Raw genomic sequence first — 23,990 nt, 5'->3', positions numbered from 1 at the left:
GCCATTTTGGTGCTGTACTGCGGCGGTTCCCACGATAAAGCGCAATGACCGCCGCTCTGGCATAAGTCTTGCGCGCGTTGTGCCCATGCCCTGGCTCGCAGGAGGCCGCCGTGTCGATTCATGTCGCGTTGCACCACGTTACGCATTACCGCTACGACCGTGCTGTCGAACTCGGCCCGCAAATTGTGCGATTGCGCCCGGCGGCCCATAGCCGCACGCGGATACTGTCCTATGCGCTGAAGGTGCTGCCCGAGCAGCACTTTATCAACTGGCAGCAGGACCCCCAGGGTAATTATCTGGCGCGTCTGGTATTTCCGGAAAAGACTGACGAGCTGCGCGTAGAGGTCGATCTGGTCGCCGAGATGGCGGTATTCAATCCATTCGATTTTTTCCTCGAGCCCTACGCCGAAAACATCCCTTTCAGCTATGCCGCCGATGAGCAGCGCGAACTGGCGCCCTACCTGGAAACGTTGCCGCTGACGCCGAAGTTCGCCGCCTACCTGGCCGGTATCGCCCGCACGCCGCTGCCGGCCGTGGATTTTCTGGTCGGACTCAACCAGCGCCTGGCCGCCGATATCGGCTACCTGATCCGCATGGAGCCGGGGGTGCAAACCCCGGAGTTCACCCTGGAAAATGCCTCGGGCTCATGCCGCGATTCGGCCTGGCTGCTGGTGCAGCTGCTGCGCAACCTCGGGTTGGCGGCGCGGTTTGTCTCCGGCTATCTGATCCAGCTCACCGCCGATGTCAAAGCCCTGGATGGCCCCTCCGGCACCGACGTGGATTTCACCGACCTGCACGCCTGGTGCGAGGTGTATCTGCCCGGCGCCGGCTGGATCGGCCTGGATGCCACCTCGGGCTTGTTCGCTGGTGAAGGCCATATCCCGTTGGCCTGCAGCCCCGATCCGTCTTCTGCGGCACCGATCAGTGGCTTGGTTGAGCCGTGCGAATGCGAGTTCAGCCACGAGATGTCGGTGGAGCGCCTCTGGGAAGCGCCACGGGTGACCAAGCCCTACACCGAAGAGCAATGGCTGGCGATCCAGGCCCTGGGCCGGCAGATTGATGCTGACCTGCACAGGGACGATGTGCGCCTGACCATGGGCGGCGAACCGACGTTCGTCTCTATCGATGACCCCGACGGCGCCGAATGGAATACCGCCGCCTTGGGCCCGGACAAGCGTCGCTTGTCCGCCGAGCTGTTCCAGCGCCTGCGCAGGCACTACGCGCCGCAGGGCCTGGTGCATTTCGGCCAGGGCAAGTGGTACCCCGGCGAGCAGTTGCCGCGCTGGTCCCTGAACTGCTACTGGCGCCGCGACGGCGTGCCGATCTGGCACAACAGCGCGTTGATCGCCGATGAACAAGCCGACTACGGCGCGGATGGCGTACTGGCCGGGCGCTTCCTGGCCAGTGTCGCCGAGCGTCTCAAGCTGCCGGCCCGTTTTGTGTTCCCCGCGTTTGAAGACAATTTTTACTACCTGTGGCGCGAGGGGGCGCTACCGCAAAACGTCACCGCCCAGGACCCGCGCCTGAGCGATGACCTGGAGCGCGAGCGCCTGCGCAAAGTCTTCAACCAGGGCCTGGATAAAGTCATTGGCCAGGTGCTGCCGCTGGCGCGCACCGCCGCCAATGATCGCTGGCAGAGCGGGCGCTGGTACCTGCGCGACAACCATTGCCGCCTGGTGCCGGGCGATTCGCCGTTGGGTTATCGACTGCCGCTGGCCTCGCAGCCGTGGGTGACGGCTGCGGAATATCCGTTTGTGCAGCCGACCGACCCGAATCAGGACCAACCGGCGCTGCCGACCACTGCCCAACTGCACAGTCATGACGAACCGGCCCCGAGCGATGAGCGCGTGCCGCAGGTCGATGAATCCGCCGACTGGCTGACCCGCACTGCGCTGTGCGCCGAAGCGCGGGAAGGGCGCCTGTACCTGTTTATGCCGCCTTTGGAGCGTGTCGAGGATTACCTGGAGCTGGTGACCGCCATCGAGGCGACCGCCGAAGAACTGCATTGCCCGGTGCTGCTGGAAGGCTACGAACCGCCTTCGGATACACGCCTGAGCAATTTCCGAGTGACGCCGGACCCCGGCGTGATCGAGGTTAACGTGCAGCCGTCCGCCACCTGGGACGAGTTGGTGGAGCGCACCGAATTCCTCTACGAAGAGGCGCGGCAAACCCGCCTGACCACGGAAAAGTTCATGATCGACGGTCGTCATACCGGCACCGGCGGCGGCAACCATTTCGTGCTGGGCGGCGCCACGCCCAAGGATTCACCGTTTCTGCGCCGGCCTGATCTGCTGCGCAGCTTGATCAGTTATTGGCACAACCACCCCTCGCTGTCCTATCTGTTTTCCGGCCTGTTTATCGGCCCCACGTCCCAGGCGCCGAGAGTGGATGAGGCGCGCAACGACGCGCTGTATGAGCTGGAAATCGCCTTTGCGCAAATGCCCGAGCCGGGCGAAGAATGCCCGCCCTGGTTGGTCGACCGTCTGCTGCGTAACCTGCTGATCGACGTCACGGGCAATACCCATCGCGCCGAGTTCTGCATCGACAAGCTCTATTCCCCCGATGGCGCCACCGGCCGCCTGGGCCTGCTGGAACTGCGCGCCTTTGAAATGCCGCCCCATGCGCGCATGAGCCTCACCCAGCAGTTGCTGTTGCGGGCGCTGGTCGCGCGGTTCTGGCGTGAACCTTACGCGCCACCGAAGTTGGCGCGCTGGGGCACCGAACTGCATGATCGCTTCCTGTTGCCGCACTTTATCGAGCAGGACTTCGCCGATGTGATCGCCGAGCTCAATGCCGCCGGTTATCCGCTGCGCGCCGAGTGGTTTGCCGCGCACCTGGAGTTTCGTTTTCCCAAGGTCGGCGACTATGCCGTCAGCGGTATCGAGCTGGAACTGCGCCAGGCCCTGGAACCCTGGCATGTGCTGGGCGAGGAGGGCGCGGTCGGCGGTACGGTGCGCTATGTGGACTCATCCCTGGAACGTCTGCAAGTGAAGTTGAGCGGCTTGGCACCGCAACGTTATGTACTGACCTGCAATGGCATCCCGGTGCCGCTGCAGCCGACCGGCCGCGTCGGCGAGTTTGTCGCCGGGGTGCGTTACCGCGCCTGGCAACCGGCCAACTGCCTGCAGCCGACCATCGCGGTGCATGCGCCACTGGTGTTCGACTTGGTGGACACCTGGATGCAGCGCTCGCTGGGCGGTTGCCAGTACCATGTCGCCCATCCGGGCGGGCGCAATTACGACAGCTTGCCGGTGAATGCCAATGAAGCCGAGAGCCGGCGGATGGCGCGGTTTTTCCGCTTGGGGCATAGTCCAGGTAAGCTCTGCGTGCCGACTGTGGTGGTGAACGATGAATTGCCGATGACGCTGGATCTGCGCCGCTTCCCTAATAAAAATGATTGAATGACAATCCAAATGTGGGAGGGTCCTCCCACAAGGATTTGCAGTGTTTGTTGAGTTAACCTGAGCCCCCTTGCCTCTGCCGAGCGTTCCATGTCCGATTTGCTCGACCGTTACCCGCTGACTCCGGGCACCTATCACGAACTGCTGGATGACAGCGGCGCAGTGCGTGCCCATTGGCAGCGCCTGCTCGACCACCTGCAACGCAGCACGCCGGCCCAACTGGCCCAGCGCCAGGCATTGCTGACCCGGCAGATCCAGGAAAACGGCGTAACCTATAACGTCTACGCCGATCCCAAGGGCGCCGATCGCCCATGGGAACTGGACCTGTTGCCCCACGTGCTGGCCGCTGACGAGTGGCAGCACCTGTCGGCCGGCATTGCCCAGCGGGCGCGCCTGCTCAATGCCGTGCTCGCCGACCTCTATGGGCCGCAGCGCCTGATCAAGGAAGGCCTGCTGCCCGCCGAGCTGGTATTCGGTCACAACAACTTCCTGTGGCCGTGCCAGGGTATCCAGCCACCGGACGGAGCTTTCCTGCACCTGTACGCCGTGGACCTGGCCCGCACGCCTGATGGACGCTGGTGGGTGACGGCCGACCGAACCCAGGCCCCGTCTGGCGCCGGCTATGCCCTGGAAAACCGCACCATCGTGTCCCGCGCCTTCCCGGATCTTTACCGTGACTTGCAGGTGCAACACCTCACCGGTTTCTTCCGCACGCTCCAGGAAACCCTGGCCCGCCAGGCGCCCGGCGATGACCAGCCACCGTTGATCGTGCTGCTGACGCCGGGGCGCTTCAACGAAAGCTATTTCGAACATTTGTACCTCGCGCGTCAGCTCGGCTACCCCCTGGTGGAAGGCGGCGACCTCACCGTGCGCGACAGCACCGTGTTTCTCAAGACCCTCAGTGGCTTGCGCCGCGTTCACGCAATCATGCGGCGCCTGGATGACGACTTCTGCGACCCCCTGGAGCTGCGCACCGATTCGGCGCTCGGCGTCCCGGGCCTGCTGGATGCCGTGCGCCAGGGCAATGTGCTGGTGGCCAATGCCCTGGGCAGCGGTGTGCTGGAGTCCCCGGGCCTGCTTGGCTTCCTGCCGAAGATCAATGAGTTTTTATTTGGCGAAGCACTGATCCTGCCGTCCATCGCCACCTGGTGGTGCGGCGAGGCGCCGGTGCTGGCCGAGGCGTTGGAGAAGCTGCCGCAGTTGTTGATCAAACCGGCGTTCCCCTCGCAGAGTTTCGCCCCGGTGTTCGGTCGCGACCTGAACGCCGAACAACGCCAGGCCCTGGCCGACCGCATGCGTGCCAGACCCTACGCCTATGTTGCCCAGGAGCTGGCGCAGCTGTCCCAGGCGCCGGTGTGGCACACCGTGGACGACCACTTGCAGCACCGCGCCATCGGCATGCGCGTGTACGCCGTGGCCAGTGACGACGGCTACCGTGTGCTGCCCGGCGGCCTGACCCGCGTAGCCGCCGAAGCCGATGCCGAAGTGGTGTCGATGCAACGCGGCGGAGCGAGCAAGGACACTTGGGTACTCGGCGAACGTGCGCCCGGTGGCGAGCAGTGGCGCGCCCAGCGCGTGATTGGCGCGCACGACCTGGTGCGCCGCGATCCGTATCTGCCGTCGCGGGTGGTGGAAAACCTGTTCTGGTTTGGCCGTTATTGCGAGCGTTGCGATGACAGCGCGCGCTGGCTGCGTATTGTGCTGGCGCGCTATGTCGACGGCGACGACCCGCTGGCCTTGCAGGCAGCGGTCGAACTGGGCGAAAGCCTGCGGCTGTTGCCGGAAGAGGGCGAGTTGCCCGAACGCTTGCTGGCCGCCTTGCTCGGCGATGACTGGCCCTCGAGCCTGCGCGCCAATTTGCAGCGCTTGCAGTGGGCGGCGTCCCAGGTGCGCGGCAAGTTGTCCCGGGAAAACTGGCAGGCGCTGGTGGAGCTGCAACGCGAAGCCATGGAATTGGAGCGTGAAACCCCGGACTTCGGCGAGTTGCTGGACTTCCTCAACCGCCTGGTGATGTCCCTGGCGGCGCTGTCCGGGTTTGCCCTGGACGATATGACCCGCGACGAGGGCTGGCGCTTCCTGATGATGGGCCGGCGCATCGAGCGCCTGCAGTTCCTGAGCGGCAGCCTTGCCGCGTTCCTGCGCGGCGTGGCGGTCTTCGATCAGGCCGGGCTGGAATGGTTGCTGGAACTGGGCAACAGCAGCATCACCTACCGTTCGCGGTACCTGGCGGTGCCGCAACTGATTCCGGTGCTCGACCTGTTGTTGCTCGACGAGCAGAACCCCCATGCGGTGCTGTTCCAGCTAAAACTGGTGAGTCGCACCTTGCGTCGCTTGAACGATGATTTCGGCGTGCCACGGGAAACCGGCCTGGGAGCGTTGGTGGAACAGTTGGCGCGCTTCGACCTCGGTTGCCTGGAGAACCCGCTGTTCGGCGAATCCGGCGTGCGCGCCGCCCTGGATGGCCTGGCCGACCTGCTGCAAGCGGTCGCCGATGAAAGCGGGCAAGTGTCGGACCGCCTGGCCCTGCGCCACTTTGCCCATGTGGATGATGTCAGCCAGCAAACGGTGTCGGTGTGATGAGTGCGCGCTATCAGATTTTCCATGACACCCATTATCACTACGACAGCCCGGTGTCCCTGGCCCAGCAGCTGGCGCATTTATGGCCGCGGCCCTGTGCGTGGCAACGGTGCACCTGGCAGACCCTGGATATCAGCCCGCAGCCCTCGTCACGCCGCGATGAGCTGGACGTGTTCGGCAACCCGATCACCCGCCTGGCGTTCGAACGGCCCCATGACGAATTGCTGATCAACGCCGGCCTGACCGTGGAAGTGCTGGCGCGGCCGCCGTTGGATTTGCGCCAGTCGCCGGCGTGGGACCGCACCCGTGACAGCTTTACCTACAGCAGCCAGCCGCTGTCACCGCAGATCATCGAAGCCTGCCGCTATCGCTTCGAATCGCCTTACGTGCATTTGAAAAGAACCTTCGTCGAGTTCTCCGAAAGCTGCTTCCCGCCCGGCGCACCACTGTTGATAGGCGTGCAGGCGCTGATGCAGAAGATCTTCAGCGAATTCACCTTCGATGCCGAAGCCACTCAGGTTGCCACGCCGCTGGTGGAAGTGCTGGAGCGCCGTCGCGGCGTATGCCAGGACTTCGCCCACTTGATGCTTGCCTGCCTGCGCTCGCGGGGCCTGGCGGCGCGCTATATCAGCGGCTATCTGCTCACCCAGCCGCCGCCCGGCCAGCCACGGCTGATCGGCGCCGATGCTTCTCATGCCTGGGTGTCGGTGTTTTGTCCGGTGTCGGGTTGGGTGGATTTCGATCCGACGAATAACGTGCGGCCGGCACTGGAGCACATCACCCTGGCCTGGGGCCGGGACTTTTCCGATGTGTCGCCGTTGCGCGGGGTGATATTGGGGGGAGGGAACCATGACCCGGAGGTGCGGGTGACGGTGATGCCGCTGGAATGATCGTGCTTCAGGTGCGCCGGGACGCGCAGCGTCCCAGGCTGCATTCCCACGCAGAGCGTGGGAACGATCAATTATTCAGCCGGATCTTTTGGTGTTTCAGTGTCGTCGCCGGTTGCTTCAGCGTCGACGTCCGGGTTCAGTGCGCCCGCTTCTTCATCAGCAGCGGCTTTCTTGCGTTGCAGCTTTTCCTCTTTCTTCTGTTCCTTGGCCAAGTCTCTCTGACGTTTGGCGAAGGAGTAATTAGGTTTGGCCATGGGCGATCCTCTAGGGTCGAAGGTGAGGGTGGGCGGCGCGCGGCTGCCTTGGGTCGCTATGGTAGCAGCTTCGCAGCGCGCTTGGCCTTCACTTACCGTTGGCGTAAGCGGCAAACAGGCCGTTGAACAGTTGATTGAGGGGCATGGCGCGGGCTCCAGTGGGGGATGGGCCGATCATATCCGGTTGCCGTGGAGGCGGATGTTAGATTGTGTTGATCAGCCTGATAGCCTAAAGTTGTATACAATCTGTTGATGCAGATCATAAGAACTTAAGCCTGCTTGAGGCACCCTTTGTCGCAATACGCGTTTTCCAACCCTGCCCTGGAGATTCACATGTTCGCCAAACTCGTTGCTGTTTCCCTGCTGACTCTGGCTAGCGGCCAGTTGCTTGCTGCAGAGTGCAAGGTCACTGTCGACTCCACCGACCAGATGTCGTTCAACACCAAAGAAATCACCATCGACAAGAGCTGCAAGCAGTTCACCGTCGAGCTGACGCACTCGGGCAACCTGCCAAAAAACGTCATGGGGCATAACTGGGTGTTGACCAGCGCCGCCAACATGCAGCCGGTTGCCAGCGACGGCATGGCCGCCGGTGTTGACAAAAACTACCTCAAGGAAGGCGACGACCGCATCATCGCCCACACCAAGCTCATTGGTGCCGGCGAGAAAGATTCGGTGACGTTCGACGTGTCGAAGCTGACGGCGGGCACGGACTACATGTTCTTTTGCTCGTTCCCAGGCCATATTTCGATGATGAAAGGCACTGTGACCGTCAAGTAAGACCGCGTTATCGTTCATCGGGGGCAAGCCCCCTCCCACACTTGATTTGTGAACACAGTCAATGTGGGAGGGGGCTTGCCCCCGATGGCATTCTGGCAATCAATGCAAAACTACCTGCCTCACCTCAAGGCGCAAACGGCATCACCCGCTTGTGCTCCGTCTTGCGGTACGTCTCGCAGATAATCCTGAACGCCTCTTCACGCACGGGCTCACCGTGCAGGAACGCGTCGATTTCGGCATAGGTCACGCCATGTGACGCTTCGTCCGGCTTGCCCGGCGACAGGTCCTCCAGGTCGGCGGTCGGGACTTTCTCCACCAACGACTCCGGCGCGCCGAAATGCCGCGCAATCGCACGCACCTGGTTTTTCACCAGCCCGCTCAGCGGCGCCAGGTCGCAGGCGCCATCCCCGAACTTGGTGAAAAAGCCCATCACCGCTTCCGCCGCATGGTCGGTACCGATCACCAGCCCACCGGTTGCGCCGGCGATGGTGTACTGCGCGACCATGCGCATGCGCGCCTTGGTGTTGCCCAGCACGAAATCGCGGGAGGCCGCCGGTTTGTCATCGAACGCCGCGACTTCCTTGGCCAGGGCTTTGACCGCCGGGCCGATGTTGACGGTGTGGCGCTCGTCCGGTTCGATGAAGTCCACCGAAGCCTGGGCATCGAGTTCGTCGAACTGGGTTTCGTAGGGCAGGCGCACGGCGATGAAACGATAGGCCGCGTCGCCGCTGCTGGCGCGCAGTTCCTGCACGGCACGTTGGGCCAGCAGGCCTGCGGTGAGGGAATCGACACCCCCACTGATGCCCAGTACCAGCGACTTGAGCCCGGAATTGCGCAGGCAGTCCTGGATAAAGGCCACGCGCCTGGCGACTTCTGCCTCAAGGGCGGCCTGGTCTTTGAACGGCGCTTGCACCTTGAGCTGCTGCGCAATCTCACGCTGTACGGCTTGCATGCTTCACTCCTTGCTGGATAGGGCAGGTACTTTGAAAACGTGACGCAAATAGGCGACAAAATTCGGGTCGGTGCAGTGGGTCTTGCCCGCTTCATCGGAAATCTTGGCGACGGGCTGGCCATTGCACGCGGTCATTTTAAGCACGATGCTCATCGGTTCCACCCCTGGAATGTCGCAGGTCAGGTTGGTGCCGATGCCAAAGCTCACATTGATGCGACCACGCAGGGCGCGGAAAATCTCCAGGGCCTTGGGCAACGTCAGGCTGTCGGAGAACACCAGGGTCTTGCTCATCGGCTCGATACCCAGCTTATGGTAGTGGGCGATGGCTTTTTCCGCCCACTGCACCGGGTCGCCGGAGTCGTGGCGCAGGCCGTCGAACAGCTTGGCGAAGTACAAGTCGAAGTCGCCCAGGAACGCATCGGTGGTGATGCAGTCGGTCAGGGCGATGCCCAGCAGGCCACGGTATTCGCGGACCCAGCAGTCAAGGGCGGCGATCTGGCTGTCGATCAGGCGCGGGCCGAGTTGCTGGTGGGCCATGATCCATTCATGGGCCATGGTGCCCAACGGTTTCATGTCGAATTCGCGGGCCAGGTGCACGTTGCTGGTGCCGACAAAGCGGCCGGGGAAGTCGTGCTTGAGTACGCTGACCACTTCTTCCTGCACCCGGTACGAAAAGCGTCGACGCGTGCCGAAGTCGGCCACTTGCAGCTCCGACAGTTCATCGCTGGCGGCATTCGCCGTCAGCCAGTCGAACTTGCGGTACAACTGCTCGCGGGCCTGTTCCAGGATCACGGTCTGGTAGCGGTAGCGGTTACGCACTTCGCTGACAATGGCCAGCATCGGCACCTCAAACAGGATCACATGCAGCCACGGCCCGCGCAGGCGGATAAACAGCTCGCCGTTCTCGATGCCGGTCTGCACGTAGCGCAGGTTGAAGCGGAACAGCCCGAGGAAGCGCAAAAAGTCCGGCTTCATGAAGCTGATACGTTCCAGGAAGCCCAATTGGTCCGGGCTCAGGCTTAACTCGGCGAGACGCTCGATCTGGTAGCGAATCTCCGCCAGGTACGGGCGCAGGTCTTCGCTGTTGCGGCAACGAAACTCCCATTCAACTTCCACATTCGGGTAGTTGTGCAGCACCGCCTGCATCATGGTCAGCTTGTAGAAGTCGGTGTCGAGCAGGTTCTGCACGATGCGATCGGCAAACACACTCTCGCTCATAACGGGAATCTCCAGACGGGTCGACGCTGGGCGTCGGCCTTTACGCACAATTGAGGAAGGGGGCTAGTGGCGCATAGACCTGTGGGGTATTGCCAGTGATTTTTTTGGGTGTGGCTACTGGCCTCATCGGGGGCAAGCCCCCTCCCACAGGTTGAAATGCGCTGCACATGTGGGAGGGGGCTTGCCCCCGATGGCTATATTCCAGGCACTAAATAACCTGCTCCAGCATCCACTTCACAAACTCCCTCACTTTAGGCACCTCCGCCGCATGCTCCGGATAAGCCAGGTAATACGCATCCTGGCTCGGCATCCCATGCTGCCAGGGAATCACCAACTTACCCTCGGCCAATTCCTCTTCCACCAGAAACCGCGGCAGCAGCGCCACGCCGCAGCCGACCTGCGCGGCGCGAATGCACATATAAAAGGTGTCGAAGCGCGGCCCGTGATAACTGTGTTCGGTGTGCAAACCCTGGCTGGCGAACCAGTCATGCCAGCCCTGGGGTCGCGAGGCGTTTTGCAGCAGCACCAGTTCGCTCAGTTGGGTCGGGTCGGTGAACGGCTCTGCCGGCAGGCTCTCGGGCGAACACACAGGTACAAGCTCTTCGCTGAACAACTTCACGCTCTCGGTGCCGGGGCGTGAACCCTGGCCGAAATAGAACGCCATGTCGGCCTTGCCCTGCAGCAGTTCATCCGGTTCCTGTTCGTTGCACAGGTCCAGATGGATGTTTGGGTGACGCAGGCGCCAGCCCTTGAGGCGCGGCACCAGCCAGCGCGCGCCGAAGGTGTAGGGCGTGGACACGCGCAGCACTTCGGTTTCGCCGCCGTAGGAGCGCAGGTAGTGGGTGGACATCTCCACCAGGGAGAGGATCTTGCGCACTTCCACCAGGTACAGGTCGCCCGCCGGCGTCATCTGCAAGCGGCGCCGCACGCGGCGAAACAGCAGGTGCTGCAGCAACTCCTCCAACTGCGCCACCTGTTTGCTCACCGCGCTTTGCGTGAGGTTCAGTTCCTCGGCGGCGCGGGTAAAGCTCAGGTGGCGCGTGGCGGCTTCGAAACACTGCAGGGCGGTGATCGAGGGCAAATGTCTTTTGTTCAGCACGGCATGCCTCTTTTTATTCTTCGCATGAATAAACGGAATGATATCTCGCCTAATCGTCGTTTGTTGGCAAGTCTTGGGCCAGCTACAAATGAGGCCTGGATCGCCGTGTCTGCGGCGGCGCAATTTTGTGTTTGCAGATTTGAAGGAGTACCCCATGGTTGCTGCATTGCTTGACCGTCTAGGCGTAAACCCGGCGTTGTACCAGGCGGGTACACAGCCTGTGCATTCGCCGATCGATGGCAGCCGCATCGGCGCCGTGAACTGGGAAGGGGCCGCCGAGGTGGAGCAGCAGGTCAGTCGCGCCGAGCATGCATTCGACGCCTGGCGCAAAGTACCGGCCCCGCGTCGCGGCGAGCTGGTGCGCCAGTTCGGCGACGTGTTGCGCGAGTACAAGGCCGACCTGGGCGAGCTGGTCTCCTGGGAAGCCGGCAAGATCACCCAGGAAGGCCTGGGGGAAGTCCAGGAAATGATCGACATCTGCGACTTCGCCGTCGGTTTGTCGCGCCAGTTGTACGGCTTGACCATCGCCTCCGAGCGTCCCGGTCACCATATGCGTGAAACCTGGCACCCGCTGGGTGTGGTCGGCGTGATCAGCGCGTTCAACTTCCCGGTCGCGGTGTGGGCGTGGAACACCACCCTGGCGCTGGTGTGCGGCAATGCGGTGATCTGGAAACCGTCGGAAAAGACCCCGCTCACCGCGCTGGCCTGCCAGGCCTTGTTCGAGCGTGTGTTGAAAAATTTCAAGGATGCGCCGCAGTACCTCAGCCAAGTGATCATCGGCGGCCGCGATGCCGGCGCCGCGTTGGTGGATGACCCGCGTGTGGCGCTGATCAGCGCCACCGGCAGCACCCGCATGGGCCGTGAAGTGGCGCCCAAAGTCGCCGCGCGCTTTGCCCGCAGCATCCTTGAGCTGGGCGGCAACAATGCGATGATTCTCGGCCCGAGCGCCGACCTGGACATGGCCGTGCGTGCGATCCTGTTCAGCGCCGTCGGCACCGCCGGCCAGCGTTGCACCACCCTGCGTCGGCTGATCGCCCATGAATCGGTCAAGGCGGAAATCGTCACCCGTCTCAAGGCCGCCTACGCCAAGGTGCGCATCGGCCACCCGCTGAAAGGCAACCTGATCGGCCCGCTGATCGACAAGCACGGCTTCGACAACATGCAGGACGCCCTGGAGCAGGCCTTGAGCGAGGGCGGCAAGGTGTTCGGCGGCAAGCGTCAACTGCAAGACCAGTTCCCCAACGCTTACTACGTGGCGCCGGCGATTGTGGAAATGCCCGAGCAAAGCGATGTGGTGTGCACCGAAACCTTCGCGCCGATTCTGTATGTGATCGGCTACAGCGACTTTGCCGAAGCGCTGCGCCTGAACAACGCGGTGCCACAAGGCTTGTCGTCGTGCATCTTCACCACCGATGTGCGTGAAGCCGAGCAGTTCATGTCGGCGGTGGGCAGCGACTGCGGGATTGCCAACGTCAATATCGGCCCGAGCGGCGCGGAGATCGGCGGCGCGTTTGGCGGTGAGAAAGAGACCGGCGGCGGGCGTGAGTCGGGCTCGGATGCGTGGCGCGGGTATATGCGCCGCCAGACCAATACCGTGAACTATTCGCTGGAGTTGCCGTTGGCGCAGGGCATTACGTTCGACTGAGTCCATGTGGGAGGGGGCTTGCCCTCGATTGCGGTGGGTCAGCTGCACATTTGTTGACTGATACACCGCATCGGGGGCAAGCCCCCTCCCACAGTTGAGCTCATTTACACGTCAAGATTGTGGTCTGTTAGGTCTCATCGGAGTCTGGCAATGGCGCTGCGCGAAACATGTTTATGGGAACACCTCACCCCCAACCGGCCGGATCGTGCCGCGCTCAAGGGTGAGGTCAAGGTGGATGTGTGCGTGATCGGCGCCGGCATCACCGGTTTGTCGGCCGCCATTCATTTGCTCGAACAGGGTAAAAGTGTTGCGGTGCTGGAGGCCCATCGCACCGGTCACGGCGGTTCGGGGCGCAATGTCGGGCTGGTCAACGCCGGTATGTGGATCCCGCCGGACGAGATCGAAGCCGGTTTCGGTACAGCCGTAGGCAGCCAACTCAACCGCATGCTGGGCGCGGCGCCGGCGCTGGTGTTCGGCCTGATCGACAAGTACAACATCGATTGCCAGTTGCGCCGCGAGGGCACCCTGCACATGGCGCATAACGCCCGTGGCGAGGCGGATCTGCGCAGTCGAGAAGAACAATGGAAGCGCCGTGGCGCGCCGGTCGAGTTGCTCACCGGGCAGGCCTGCGAGCAGGCCACCGGCACCACGAAAATCGCCGCCGCCTTGCTGGACCGACGCGCCGGCACCTTGAACCCAATGGCCTACACCAGCGGTCTGGCGAATGCGGCCGTCGGGTTGGGCGGGCAGTTGTTCGATCATTCCCCCGTCACCCGGCTTGAGCGCCAGGGTGCAGTCTGGTCTGTGCAGACCGTCCAGGGCGCGGTGCAGGCCGCCCAGGTAGTGATCGCCTCCAATGCCTATACCGAAGGTGAATGGACCGAACTGCGGCGTAATTTCTTCCCCGGTTACTACTATCAGGTGGCGTCGGCGCCGCTCACCGATGACGCCGCCGGGCGAATCCTGCCTGGCGGCCAGGGCTCATGGGACACACGCCAGGTGCTGAGCAGCATTCGCCGCGACGCCGATGGTCGTTTGTTGCTCGGCAGCCTGGGCAACGGTAACCAGAAGCCGACCTGGTTCCTCAAGGCGTGGGCCGATCGGGTGCAGCAGCATTACTTCCCCTATCTCAAATCGGTGCAGTGGGAATACACCTGGACCGGCTGCATCGCGTTTACCCCCGATCACTTGATGCGTTTGTTCGAGCCGGCGCCCGGGCTGGTGGCGGTCACCGGCTACAACGGACGCGGCGTGACCACCGGCAGCGTGGTCGGCAAGGCGTTTGCCGACTATTTGTGTCACCACAATCCCCAGTCGCTGCCGATTCCCTTTGCACCGATGCAACCCCTGGCGGGCGTGGGCCTGCGCAGTTGCCTTTATGAAGCGGGGTTCTCGCTGTACCACGCGGGGCAATGCCTGCGGATCGTGGTCTGACCCGCGTAACAGCGCTCGTTAGCCGGTATTTTCTTAGCCGGCTACCCATCTGTATTGGTGCAAGTCGTAGCAATCACGCACTGTAAATGTGCAGTTCCGTTACGCACGGGGTTACAGCGCCTGGAGCTGTCGTTTATCCCTTCGGTTGCAGGTGCCACCGTTCGAGGTTGCACTTTTTTGGCCTGTAGGTTGCACCTGTCGAGACTAGACGGTTGCACGTCCTGGCGGGGGGACGCGAAACGCGTGCAATAACAATGACACCGTGTCTTTTTGAAGAATAAAAAAGTAATGGCACGCCGCTTGCTCTGAGCTTTCAGTGAAAGGTTTGAATGCAAGTTGTCGTGCCAAAAATCAAAAATATCGGAGCACCACTCATGTCCCAGACGTTTTACAAGAAAGGTTTTCTGGCCCTCGCCGTTGCAGCCGCGCTGGGTGTTTCTACGTTTGTTCAAGCTGATGTGAAAATTGGTGTGGCAGGCCCGATGACGGGCGCCAACGCCGCTTTCGGTGAGCAGTACATGAAGGGTGCCCAGGCGGCAGCCGATGTTATCAACAAGGCCGGTGGCATTAACGGCGAGCAGATCAAGCTGGTGGCCGGCGATGACGCCTGCGAGCCAAAACAGGCAGTCGCAGTGGCCAACCGCCTGGCCGACCAGGACAAAGTGATCGGCGTGGTCGGGCACTTCTGCTCGTCCAACACCATCCCGGCGTCTGAGGTCTACGACGAAGCGGGCATTATCGCGATCACGCCCGGCTCCACCAACCCACAGGTCACCGAGCGCGGCCTGGGCGCCATGTTCCGCATGTGCGGGCGTGACGACCAGCAGGGCATCGTCGCCGGTGACTACATTGTCGATGTGCTCAAGGGCAAAAAAGTCGCGGTAATCAACGACAAGGACACTTACGGCAAAGGCCTGGCTGACGCCACCGCTGCCCAACTGACCAAGCGCGGCGTCAAGCCGGTGCTGGAAGAAGGCCTGACCCGTGGCGAGAAAGACTTCAGCGCCCTGGTCACCAAGATCCGCTCCATTGACGCCGATGTCGTGTACTTCGGTGGCCTGCATCCCGAAGCCGGTCCTTTGGTTCGCCAGATTCGCGAGGCAGGCCTCAAGGCCGCGTTTATGTCCGATGACGGCGTAGTGACCGATGAACTGGCAAAAACCGCCGGTGGCAACCAGTACGTGGACGGCGTGTACATGACCTTCGGTGCTGACCCGCGTCTGTTGCCTGAGAGCAAGGCGGTGGTGGATGCCTTCCGTAAAAGCGGGTACGAGCCGGAAGGCTACACCCTGTATGCCTACGCCTCGATCCAGGCCCTGGCCGCCGGCTTCAACGGCGCCAAGTCCAACAAGGGCGAGGACGCTGCCAAGTGGCTCAAGGCCAACCCGGTTAAAACCGTCATGGGCGAAAAAACCTGGGATGCCAAGGGCGACCTGAAAATCTCCGACTACGTGGTTTACCAGTGGGATAAAGACGGCAAATACCACCAGCTGGAAAAACAGAAGTAATTCAACCGACTGCATGACCTCCCTGTAGGAGCGAGCTTGCTCGCGAAGAACGTCAACGATAACGCTGGTTTCCTGGATGCACACGGCGTTCTCTGGTTTTTCGCGAGCAAGCTCGCTCCTACAAGGGAGGGCGCGTGCCTAGCCTCTGTTTTCCTCCAGAAGCACCGCACACCCACCGGTGTGCAGGTGCTCACCGCGTGAGATTGCGTTATGGATGGTATTTTCCTGCAGCAACTGGTCAACGGCCTGACCCTCGGGTCGGTCTATGGCCTGATCGCCATCGGCTACACAATGGTCTATGGCATCATTGGCATGATCAACTTCGCCCACGGCGAGGTTTATATGATTTCCGCTTACCTCGCGGCGATCAGTCTGGCACTGCTGGCTTACTTCGGCATCGAATCCTTCCCGCTGCTCATTCTCGGCACCCTGATCTTCACCGTGGTCGTTACCGGCGTATACGGTTGGGTCATCGAACGTGTCGCCTACAAACCGCTGCGCAACTCCACCCGACTGGCACCGCTGATCAGCGCCATCGGCATCTCCCTGATCCTGCAGAACTACGCGCAGATCGCCCAGGGTGCCAAGCAACAAGGCATTCCCACCCTGCTCGCCGGCGCCTGGCGCGTGGATATCGGCACCGGCTTCGTGCAACTGACCTACACCAAAGTGTTCATCCTCGTGGCGGCTTTCGCCGGCATGGCGTTGCTCACCTACATCATCAAATACACCAAGCTCGGCCGCATGTGCCGGGCCACCCAGCAAGACCGCAAGATGGCCTCGATCCTCGGCATCAATACCGACCGCGTGATCTCCTACGTGTTTGTCATCGGCGCCGCCATGGCTGCCCTGGCTGGCGTGCTGATCACCCTCAATTACGGCACCTTCGACTTCTACGCCGGCTTCATCATCGGCATCAAGGCGTTTACCGCCGCGGTGCTCGGCGGCATCGGCTCCCTGCCTGGGGCGATGCTGGGCGGGATCATCCTCGGTATCTCCGAGTCGTTGTTCGCGGGGTTGATCAACTCTGACTACAAAGACGTGTTCAGTTTCTCCCTGCTGGTGGTGATTCTGATTTTCCGTCCCCAGGGCCTGCTTGGTCGCCCACTCGTGGCGAAGGTGTAAACATGTCTGCTGCCAAATCCATTGATATCAAGAAAAGCGTGGTCGATACGGTCCTCGCCGGGCTGATTTCGCTGATCGTGTTCGGCCCGATCGTAGGCGTGGTGCTCGACGGCTACAGCTTCAACCTGGAACCTGCGCGCGTTGCCACGTTGGTCGCCATTGTGATGGCCGGGCGTTTTGCCTTGAGCCTGTTCCTGCAGACCCCCAAGGGCGTGAAGATCCTGCAGGGTTTCGAAAGCAGCGGCTCCGGCGTGCACGTGTTGCCGCCGGACTACAAATCGCGGCTGCGCTGGATCATTCCAGCCCTGATCGTGATCGCCATCGTGTTCCCGATTTTCGCCAACAAGTACCTGCTCACCGTGGTGATCCTCGGGTTGATCTACGTGTTGCTCGGCCTGGGGCTGAACATCGTGGTGGGCCTGGCCGGTCTGCTCGACCTGGGTTACGTGGCGTTCTACGCCATCGGTGCCTACGGCCTGGCGCTGGGTTATCAATACCTCGGCCTGGGCTTCTGGAGCGTGCTGCCACTGGCGGCGATCGCGGCGGCTTTGGCGGGGTGCATACTCGGATTCCCGGTGCTGCGAATGCACGGGGACTACCTCGCCATCGTGACCCTGGGTTTTGGTGAAATCATCCGCCTGGTGCTGAACAACTGGCTGTCGTTTACCGGCGGGCCAAACGGGATGCCGGTGCCTTCGCCGACGTTCCTGGGCCTCGAGTTCGGCAAGCGTGCCAAAGATGGCGGGATTCCGTTCCACGAGTTCTTCGGTCTCGATTACAACCCCAACATCAAGTTCATGTTCATCTACATCGTGCTGTTCCTGGTGGTGCTGGCGGTGTTGTACATCAAGCATCGCCTGACCCGTATGCCGGTAGGTCGCGCCTGGGAAGCCTTGCGCGAAGATGAAATCGCCTGCCGGTCCATGGGCCTGAATCACGTGCTGGTCAAACTCTCGGCATTCACCATCGGCGCTTCCACCGCCGGGTTGGCCGGGGTGTTCTTTGCCAGCTACCAGGGGTTCGTCAACCCGTCGTCGTTTACCTTCTTCGAATCGGCGTTGATTCTGGCCATTGTGGTGCTGGGCGGCATGGGCTCGACTGTGGGTGTGGTGATCGCAGCGTTCGTGCTGACCGTTGCACCGGAACTGCTGCGCAGCTTTTCCGAATACCGCGTGCTGTTGTTTGGCGTGTTGATGGTGGTGATGATGATCTGGAGACCGCGTGGCTTGATTCGGATCAGCCGTACCGGTGTGACGCCACGTAAAGGTGCCATAGCGAATAGGGAGCCGCGCCATGAGTAAGGAAGTCGTGCTCGTAGTGGAACACCTGATGATGCACTTCGGTGGCATCAAGGCCCTGAGTGATGTCAGCCTCAAGGTTGAACGCAACTCGATCTTCGCCCTGATCGGCCCCAACGGCGCCGGCAAGACCACGGTGTTCAACTGCCTCACCGGTTTCTACAAGGCCAGTGGCGGCAAGATCGAACTCAACGTGCGCGGCAAGCAGACCAACGTCATCCAGTTGCTGGGCGAGCGCTTCAAGGCCAGCGATTTCGTGTCGCCGAAAAGCTTCCTCAGCCGCGTGTACTACAAAATGTTCGGCGGCACCCACCTGGTGAACCGCGCCGGCCTGGCGCGGACCTTCCAGAACATTCGCCTGTTCAAGGAAATGTCGGTGCTGGAAAACCTGCTGGTGGCCCAGCACATGTGGGTCAACCGCAACATGCTCGCGGGCATCCTCAACACCAAGGGCTACCGCAAGGCTGAAAGCGATGCGCTCGACCACGCCTTTTACTGGCTGGAAGTGGTCGACCTGGTGGACTGCGCCAACCGTCTTGCTGGCGAGCTTTCCTACGGCCAGCAGCGCCGCCTGGAAATCGCCCGTGCCATGTGCACGCGACCGCAGATCATCTGCCTGGACGAACCGGCAGCGGGCCTCAACCCCCAGGAAACCGAAGCCCTCAGTGCGATGATTCGCCTGCTGCGCGACGAACACGACCTCACGGTGGTGCTGATCGAACACGACATGGGCATGGTGATGAGTATTTCCGACCACATCGTGGTGCTGGACCACGGCAACGTGATCGCCGAAGGCGGGCCGGACGCGATCCGCAACGACCCGAAAGTGATTGCCGCCTACCTGGGCGCGGACGAAGAGGAGCTGGTATGAGCGGGCCTATCCTCGAAATGAAGGACCTGGACGTGTTCTACGGCCCGATCCAGGCCCTGAAAAAAGTCTCGCTGCACATCAACGAAGGCGAAACCGTCAGCCTGATCGGCTCCAACGGCGCGGGCAAATCCACGCTGCTGATGTCGATCTTCGGCCAGCCTCGGGCCGAGTCGGGGCAGATTCTCTATAACGGCGTGGACATCACCCACAAGTCGTCCCACTACATTGCCTCCAACGGCATCGCGCAGTCGCCGGAAGGGCGGCGGGTATTCCCTGACATGACCGTCGAGGAAAACCTGCTGATGGGCACCATTCCCATTGGCGACAAGTTCGCCGGTGAGGACATGCAGCGCATGTTCGAGCTGTTCCCACGGCTCAAGGAGCGGCGCAACCAGCGGGCGATGACCATGTCCGGCGGCGAGCAGCAAATGCTCGCCATCGCCCGCGCGCTGATGAGCCGGCCCAAGCTGTTACTGCTCGATGAGCCGAGTCTGGGCCTGGCGCCGATTGTGGTGAAGCAGATCTTTTCCACCCTGCGCGAGCTGGCCTCCACCGGGATGACTATCTTCCTGGTGGAGCAGAATGCCAACCACGCCCTGCGCCTCTCGGACCGGGCGTATGTGATGGTCAACGGTGAGATTCGCCTGACGGGGACCGGCAAGGAATTGCTGGTGAACGAGGAAGTGCGCAACGCCTACCTCGGCGGTCACTGACCCCCCACCTGATCGTTCCCACGCTCCGCGTGGGAACGCCTCTTGTGACGCTCCGCGTCACGCTTTGGGACGCAGAGCGCCCCCGGCTGCATTCCCACGCGGAGCGTGGGAACGATCAGCGCGCAGAGCTTCCACCAAATTGTGGAAAACAATTCCAGCCCTCCTCCAAAGCGCGACATATAGCCGCCGCAAATCCCTGTTTTGTCACAGTTTTGACTTGTCCCCATCCACTGTGGAACCGGCTGTGGGTAACGTGGGAGTACCTGGCTGCAAGCCTTTGAATACGTGGCCTGCAGGCTTGTGGTTGTTTTTTGATCAGGGGCTTTTTCACGACCGTCCGAGGGTTTTGTCAACCTGTTTAAAGACACAGGTATATGACCGAAACAGGTCAGTTCAGCCTGTGGATAAGTCTGTGATTAAACTCTGGAAAGACCGCCGCAGAGGCCGGAATGACTGGCCTGTAGCCATCGTTCGTATCCCATCGAGTGAAATTGCCTGCATATGCCCTGCGTCCTGGTCAAGCAAAAAACTTTCCGCAAACACCTGCAAGCCTTGTATACCGTGGCCCGAGGCGATGTGCACTTGCCCCCAAAGACTGTGGGCGCAGTTGTGGATAACCTGCGCGTACATGGCTGCAGGCCGCGATTCATGTAGCGCTGCCAGGTGTGGTTAAAAAATGATCAAGCCAGCATGTAGGCGTGCGTATAGCGGTTGCCGCAACGGCGGCGTAAGGGCATTCTGCTGGCAACTTTTTTCGTTGCCCGCAAGGAGAACACCATGTCCGACACGCTGTTTATTACTGGCGCCACATCAGGTTTCGGTGAAGCCTGCGCCCGCCGTTTTGCCGAGGCCGGCTGGAAACTGGTACTCACCGGCCGGCGTGCCGAGCGCTTGAACGCGCTGGTCGAAGAGCTCTCCCGTCAGACCGAAGTGCATGGCCTGGTGGTGGACGTGCGTGATCGCCAAGGCATGGAAGAGGCCATCGCCAACCTGCCGCCATCGTTCGCCACGCTGCGCGGGCTGATCAACAACGCCGGCCTGGCCGTGGGCACCGACCCTGCGCCCAAGTGCAACCTCGACGATTGGGAAACCATGGTCGACACCAATATCAAGGGCCTGTTGACCACTACCCACCTGCTGCTGCCGCGCCTGATCGCCCATGGCCGTGGCGCCGGGATCATCAACCTGGGTTCCATCGCCGGCAGCTACCCCTACCCGGGCAGCCACGTGTACGGCGGCTCCAAGGCGTTCGTAAAGCAATTCTCGCTGAACCTGCGCTGCGATCTGCAAGGCACTGGCGTGCGGGTGACCAACATCGAGCCGGGCTTGTGCGAGAGCGAGTTTTCCCTGGTGCGTTTCGGTGGGGATCAGGCGCGCTATGACGCGACCTATGCCGGCGCCGAGCCGATCCAGCCGAAGGATATTGCCGACACAATCTTCTGGGTGCTCAACACCCCGGCGCACGTGAATATCAACCGGTTGGAGTTGATGCCGGTGAGCCAGACCTGGGCTGGGTTTGCGATTGAGCGTGGGGCCAAGGGCTAAGCACCTGCGCGATACACTGTAGGAGCGAGCTTGCTCGCGAAAAACGTTAACGATGACGCGGGCATCCTGAATTCACGCGGCGCGCTCGGGGTTTTCGCGAGCAAGCTCGCTCCTACAGTAAATGGCGGCGAATCGGCCAAAAACAGGCCATAAGGTACACTCCACCCCTGAAAACCCCTCCGCACTGTGCGGTCTAAAGGTTTTGACAGGAGGAAATGTGAGTAACCGAGGTGAGCAGGCACTGCTCAAACAATCGACCATCCTGATGTTCGCCGTCGCGATCGCCGGGATTGTCACGGGTGTGATATCCGGCGCCCAATCCATTCTGTTCGACGGCTTTTTCTCGCTGATCGCCACCGCCATCAAGGTGCTGATGCTGATCACGGCCAAGCTGATCGCCAAGAAAAGCAACGAGCGTTTCCAGTTCGGCTACTGGCACCTGGAGCCGATGGTGCTGTTGATCGAAGGCAGCTTCCTGCTGCTGATCGCCATCTATGCGTTTCTCAACGGTGTGTTCGGCATCATCAATGGCGGTCGCGACATCGAGTTGGGGCTGGTGATCGTGTATGCGGCGGTGTTTACCGTGGTGGAATTCGCCTACTTCTTCTATGTGCGTTACCGCAATCGCACGCTCAAGTCATCGCTGATCCAGTTCGACAACATCAGTTGGCTGGTGGACGCGATGCTGTCGGTGGGCTTGCTGATCAGCTTTCTGGCGGCACTGTTGCTCAAATCCCAGGGGTATGGCGAGTGGGCGGTATACGTCGACCCGCTGATCCTGATTCTGCTGGCCCTGAGCATGCTGGCGCCGGCGTTCAAGATCCTGCGCCCGGCCTTGCGTGAGGTGCTGGGGATTGCTCCGGATCACTTGGACGACACCGTGCGCGAAGTGATGGACGCGGCGCAGGCCAGGCATGGCTTCGACGACTACGTGTCCTACGTGCAGAAGCACGGGCGGGCACGATTCATTGAAATTCATGTGGTGTTGCCGGCCGATTACCCGATGGATAAGGTCGCGACCCTCGACGGATTGCGCGAAGAGATATCCACAGCGCTGGGAACGCCGGATGCGGCGCGCTGGTTGACGATCAGTTTTACTGGGGATCGCAAGTGGATCGCGTGAGGTCAGTTAGACCGAGGTGAGGCTATCGGGGGCAAGCCCCCTCCCACATTTGACTGTATTCACAAATCAAAGGTGGGAGGGGCGGTGCGACGATTCGACTTGCCCCCGATGAGGGCCTGAAGATCAGCTCAAATACTGGATCAGACCCTGATAGCAAGTCGCCAAATGATAAGGCGTGGTAGACGGCATATCCCGCCGGCTCACCCTGCCCTCGGCATCCAGGCATTCATGCCAGCCCTTCTCATGCAGGAAATGCTCTTGCAGCGCCAGCAATTGACGCTGCAGCACCGCCTCGCTGCCGGGGCGCAAGGTCAATGCCCGCAGGTACTCGGCCTGGGCCCAGATACGCTGGGTGCCGTCGCGCACCGTGCCATCCACTGAAAGCATGCCACTGACCGCACCGCTCAACTTATCCACACCGGTGTGTTCGGCATAGGCGAACGCCCGTGTCAGCGACGCATGCAGCGGTGTGCCGCGCAGTACGGCCGAGGACTCGAGCAAAAAGAACCATTCGAACTGGTGCCCCGGTTCAAACCAGTTATCCACAGCACCCAGCGGTTTTTCCAGCATCACGCCATGTTCGCGGTCGATGAAGCGCTGCTGCATGGCCGTCGCCAATGCCAGCAGGGCCGCTTGTACCTCGGCGTCCTCACGCACCGCGAGGGTGGCGAGGAAGCCTTCGGCCAGGTGCATCAACGGGTTTTGCAATGGGCCGGACTTGAGCGAGGCCCAGTTGCGGTCCAGCACCGCTTCGTACAGGCCGTCACCGGTGGCGAAGCGTTGGGCGACCACTTCCAGCGCGGCATTGAGCACCGACTCCACCAAGGGTTCACGTACCTTGGCCCAGTATTGGGCGCAGGCAAAGATGATAAAGGCGTGGGTATAGAGGTCTTTGCGTTTATCCAGTGGCTGCCCGGCCGGGTCGATGCTGTAGAACCAGCCGCCGTGTTCGGCGTCGTGGAAATGCTGTTGCAGGGAACGGAACAACTGCGCCGCACGCGCTTGCGCGAAGTCCGTGCCGGGCTCGCCGATCAGGCTGGCAAACAGGTACAACTGGCGGGCGCAGGCCATGGCGCGGTAGCGTTGCGGGGGCAGTGGCTGATGATTGGCGTCCAGCGCCTCAAACGGTAGTGCCAGGTCGGCATTCCAGCCCGGGCCCTGCCACAGCGGCACGATCAGGTCATGGAAGTGCGTGAGCACGGAATTCAAAGTGGGTGGAGAAGCGATGGGCATTGGCTGGCGTCGTCACGGCAGGGGTGTGGCGCGCATGTTATCAGGCTTGGGAACTGTGGTGTCTGTGGCGCCGCTATCGGGGGCAAGCCTCCTCCCACCTTTGATTTGTGAATATCGTCAAATGTGGGAGGGGGCTTGCCCCCGATAGCGGCCTCTGGGCTGGCCGGGATGCTGGATTGGAACGAGTACATATCCGTTTCTGCGGTAACGGCTACTTAGGGTTCCGCCCTGACGGCGGCTCACTTTTGAAAAGCGCAAAAGTAAGCAAAACGCTCTTGCCCCACCACTCGGCACCTCGCCTAGGCTCGGTGTGCCCGAACGCAG

The 23,990-nt window shown here is 61.7% G+C and carries 18 protein-coding genes; 13 read left to right on the top strand and 5 right to left on the bottom strand.

The features are described 5' to 3' along the window. The first annotated feature begins 110 nt into the window (after window positions 1-110). From J1G34_RS00090 to J1G34_RS00080, 3 genes are all read left to right on the top strand, one after another. Window positions 111-3,401, top strand: a complete 3,291-nt coding sequence (locus J1G34_RS00090) for a transglutaminase family protein (RefSeq protein WP_222992986.1) — start codon at window positions 111-113, stop codon at window positions 3,399-3,401. 90 nt (window positions 3,402-3,491) lie between these two features. Then, on the top strand, window positions 3,492-5,978 hold the full coding sequence (locus tag J1G34_RS00085; protein ID WP_065894521.1) for a circularly permuted type 2 ATP-grasp protein: 2,487 nt from the start codon (window positions 3,492-3,494) through the stop codon (window positions 5,976-5,978). Further along, on the top strand, window positions 5,978-6,868 hold the full coding sequence (locus tag J1G34_RS00080; protein WP_065896732.1) for a transglutaminase family protein: 891 nt from the start codon (window positions 5,978-5,980) through the stop codon (window positions 6,866-6,868). Before J1G34_RS00085 ends, J1G34_RS00080 begins: the two co-directional genes overlap by 1 nt. Window positions 6,869-6,939: 71 nt before the next feature. On the opposite strand, the gene J1G34_RS00075 is transcribed toward J1G34_RS00080, so the two are convergent. After that, entirely contained in the window at window positions 6,940-7,122 is a 183-nt protein-coding gene (locus J1G34_RS00075; RefSeq protein ID WP_065883342.1) for a hypothetical protein, read from the bottom strand. Between the two features lie 333 nt (window positions 7,123-7,455). On the opposite strand from J1G34_RS00075, the gene azu reads away from it, so the two are divergent. Next, window positions 7,456-7,902, top strand: coding sequence for an azurin (azu, locus tag J1G34_RS00070; protein ID WP_065883471.1), 447 nt, complete (start codon window positions 7,456-7,458; stop codon window positions 7,900-7,902). Window positions 7,903-8,026: 124 nt separating this feature from the next. Here the strand turns inward: azu and nadE are convergent, their stop codons facing one another. The 3 genes from nadE to J1G34_RS00055 all read right to left on the bottom strand — a co-directional run bounded on the left by nadE (window position 8,027) and on the right by J1G34_RS00055 (window position 11,171). Continuing rightward, window positions 8,027-8,854: an ammonia-dependent NAD(+) synthetase gene (nadE, locus tag J1G34_RS00065; protein WP_065896733.1), complete on the bottom strand. Its 828-nt coding sequence runs from the start codon at window positions 8,852-8,854 to the stop codon at window positions 8,027-8,029. A 3-nt stretch (window positions 8,855-8,857) separates the two neighbouring features. Then, window positions 8,858-10,072: a nicotinate phosphoribosyltransferase gene (pncB, locus tag J1G34_RS00060; RefSeq protein WP_065883346.1), complete on the bottom strand. Its 1,215-nt coding sequence runs from the start codon at window positions 10,070-10,072 to the stop codon at window positions 8,858-8,860. A gap of 208 nt (window positions 10,073-10,280) precedes the next feature. Then, window positions 10,281-11,171 carry a LysR family transcriptional regulator gene (locus J1G34_RS00055; RefSeq protein ID WP_065894527.1) on the bottom strand — a complete coding sequence of 297 codons (891 nt, stop codon included), beginning with the start codon at window positions 11,169-11,171 and terminating at the stop codon, window positions 10,281-10,283. 154 nt (window positions 11,172-11,325) lie between these two features. On the opposite strand from J1G34_RS00055, the gene amaB reads away from it, so the two are divergent. The 9 genes from amaB (at window position 11,326) to J1G34_RS00010 (ending at window position 22,433) form a co-directional block, all read left to right on the top strand. After that, entirely contained in the window at window positions 11,326-12,816 is a 1,491-nt protein-coding gene (gene amaB / locus J1G34_RS00050) for an L-piperidine-6-carboxylate dehydrogenase (protein WP_065896734.1), read from the top strand. Window positions 12,817-12,966: 150 nt separating this feature from the next. Continuing rightward, window positions 12,967-14,250 (top strand): L-pipecolate oxidase, encoded by a 1,284-nt coding sequence (gene amaA, locus J1G34_RS00045; RefSeq protein ID WP_222992984.1) that lies wholly within the window; start codon window positions 12,967-12,969, stop codon window positions 14,248-14,250. 374 nt (window positions 14,251-14,624) lie between these two features. Next, window positions 14,625-15,758 carry a branched-chain amino acid ABC transporter substrate-binding protein gene (locus tag J1G34_RS00040; protein ID WP_065894532.1) on the top strand — a complete coding sequence of 378 codons (1,134 nt, stop codon included), beginning with the start codon at window positions 14,625-14,627 and terminating at the stop codon, window positions 15,756-15,758. Between the two features lie 210 nt (window positions 15,759-15,968). Beyond that, window positions 15,969-16,883, top strand: a complete 915-nt coding sequence (locus tag J1G34_RS00035) for an ABC transporter permease subunit (protein WP_034125666.1) — start codon at window positions 15,969-15,971, stop codon at window positions 16,881-16,883. Window positions 16,884-16,885: 2 nt separating this feature from the next. Continuing rightward, window positions 16,886-18,184 (top strand): high-affinity branched-chain amino acid ABC transporter permease LivM, encoded by a 1,299-nt coding sequence (gene livM, locus J1G34_RS00030; protein WP_065896737.1) that lies wholly within the window; start codon window positions 16,886-16,888, stop codon window positions 18,182-18,184. Beyond that, window positions 18,177-19,052 (top strand): ABC transporter ATP-binding protein, encoded by an 876-nt coding sequence (locus tag J1G34_RS00025; RefSeq protein WP_065896738.1) that lies wholly within the window; start codon window positions 18,177-18,179, stop codon window positions 19,050-19,052. The genes livM and J1G34_RS00025 overlap by 8 nt, the downstream gene beginning before the upstream one ends. After that, window positions 19,049-19,765 carry an ABC transporter ATP-binding protein gene (locus J1G34_RS00020; protein WP_057724218.1) on the top strand — a complete coding sequence of 239 codons (717 nt, stop codon included), beginning with the start codon at window positions 19,049-19,051 and terminating at the stop codon, window positions 19,763-19,765. Before J1G34_RS00025 ends, J1G34_RS00020 begins: the two co-directional genes overlap by 4 nt. 777 nt (window positions 19,766-20,542) lie before the next feature. After that, on the top strand, window positions 20,543-21,310 hold the full coding sequence (locus J1G34_RS00015; protein ID WP_222992982.1) for an SDR family oxidoreductase: 768 nt from the start codon (window positions 20,543-20,545) through the stop codon (window positions 21,308-21,310). Between the two features lie 217 nt (window positions 21,311-21,527). Then, on the top strand, window positions 21,528-22,433 hold the full coding sequence (locus J1G34_RS00010; protein WP_222992980.1) for a cation diffusion facilitator family transporter: 906 nt from the start codon (window positions 21,528-21,530) through the stop codon (window positions 22,431-22,433). 123 nt (window positions 22,434-22,556) lie between these two features. Here the strand turns inward: J1G34_RS00010 and J1G34_RS00005 are convergent, their stop codons facing one another. Beyond that, window positions 22,557-23,666 carry an AGE family epimerase/isomerase gene (locus J1G34_RS00005; RefSeq protein WP_065896740.1) on the bottom strand — a complete coding sequence of 370 codons (1,110 nt, stop codon included), beginning with the start codon at window positions 23,664-23,666 and terminating at the stop codon, window positions 22,557-22,559. Between the last annotated feature and the right edge of the window lie 324 nt (window positions 23,667-23,990).

Origin of the sequence: Pseudomonas sp. Wu6, from assembly GCF_019891515.1 — a bacterium.
In the GTDB taxonomy this organism is placed as follows: Bacteria; Pseudomonadota; Gammaproteobacteria; order Pseudomonadales; family Pseudomonadaceae; genus Aquipseudomonas; species Aquipseudomonas orientalis_A.
The sequence above is the reverse complement of the archived record's forward strand: the minus strand, read 5'-3'. Positions and strand labels throughout refer to the sequence as shown.

Excerpts from the sequence above, each read along its gene's own strand:
- J1G34_RS00075 (WP_065883342.1), bottom strand. The coding sequence starts at position 7,122 with ATGGCCAAACCTAATTACTCCTTCGCCAAACGTCAGAGAGACTTGGCC.
- azu (WP_065883471.1), top strand. The coding sequence starts at position 7,456 with ATGTTCGCCAAACTCGTTGCTGTTTCCCTGCTGACTCTGGCTAGCGGC.
- J1G34_RS00035 (WP_034125666.1), top strand. The coding sequence starts at position 15,969 with ATGGATGGTATTTTCCTGCAGCAACTGGTCAACGGCCTGACCCTCGGG.
- pncB (WP_065883346.1), bottom strand. The coding sequence starts at position 10,072 with ATGAGCGAGAGTGTGTTTGCCGATCGCATCGTGCAGAACCTGCTCGAC.
- J1G34_RS00020 (WP_057724218.1), top strand. The coding sequence starts at position 19,049 with ATGAGCGGGCCTATCCTCGAAATGAAGGACCTGGACGTGTTCTACGGC.
- J1G34_RS00025 (WP_065896738.1), top strand. The coding sequence starts at position 18,177 with ATGAGTAAGGAAGTCGTGCTCGTAGTGGAACACCTGATGATGCACTTC.
- J1G34_RS00080 (WP_065896732.1), top strand. The coding sequence starts at position 5,978 with ATGAGTGCGCGCTATCAGATTTTCCATGACACCCATTATCACTACGAC.
- livM (WP_065896737.1), top strand. The coding sequence starts at position 16,886 with ATGTCTGCTGCCAAATCCATTGATATCAAGAAAAGCGTGGTCGATACG.
- J1G34_RS00005 (WP_065896740.1), bottom strand. The coding sequence starts at position 23,666 with ATGCCCATCGCTTCTCCACCCACTTTGAATTCCGTGCTCACGCACTTC.
- J1G34_RS00040 (WP_065894532.1), top strand. The coding sequence starts at position 14,625 with ATGTCCCAGACGTTTTACAAGAAAGGTTTTCTGGCCCTCGCCGTTGCA.
- J1G34_RS00015 (WP_222992982.1), top strand. The coding sequence starts at position 20,543 with ATGTCCGACACGCTGTTTATTACTGGCGCCACATCAGGTTTCGGTGAA.
- amaB (WP_065896734.1), top strand. The coding sequence starts at position 11,326 with ATGGTTGCTGCATTGCTTGACCGTCTAGGCGTAAACCCGGCGTTGTAC.
- amaA (WP_222992984.1), top strand. The coding sequence starts at position 12,967 with ATGGCGCTGCGCGAAACATGTTTATGGGAACACCTCACCCCCAACCGG.
- J1G34_RS00085 (WP_065894521.1), top strand. The coding sequence starts at position 3,492 with ATGTCCGATTTGCTCGACCGTTACCCGCTGACTCCGGGCACCTATCAC.
- nadE (WP_065896733.1), bottom strand. The coding sequence starts at position 8,854 with ATGCAAGCCGTACAGCGTGAGATTGCGCAGCAGCTCAAGGTGCAAGCG.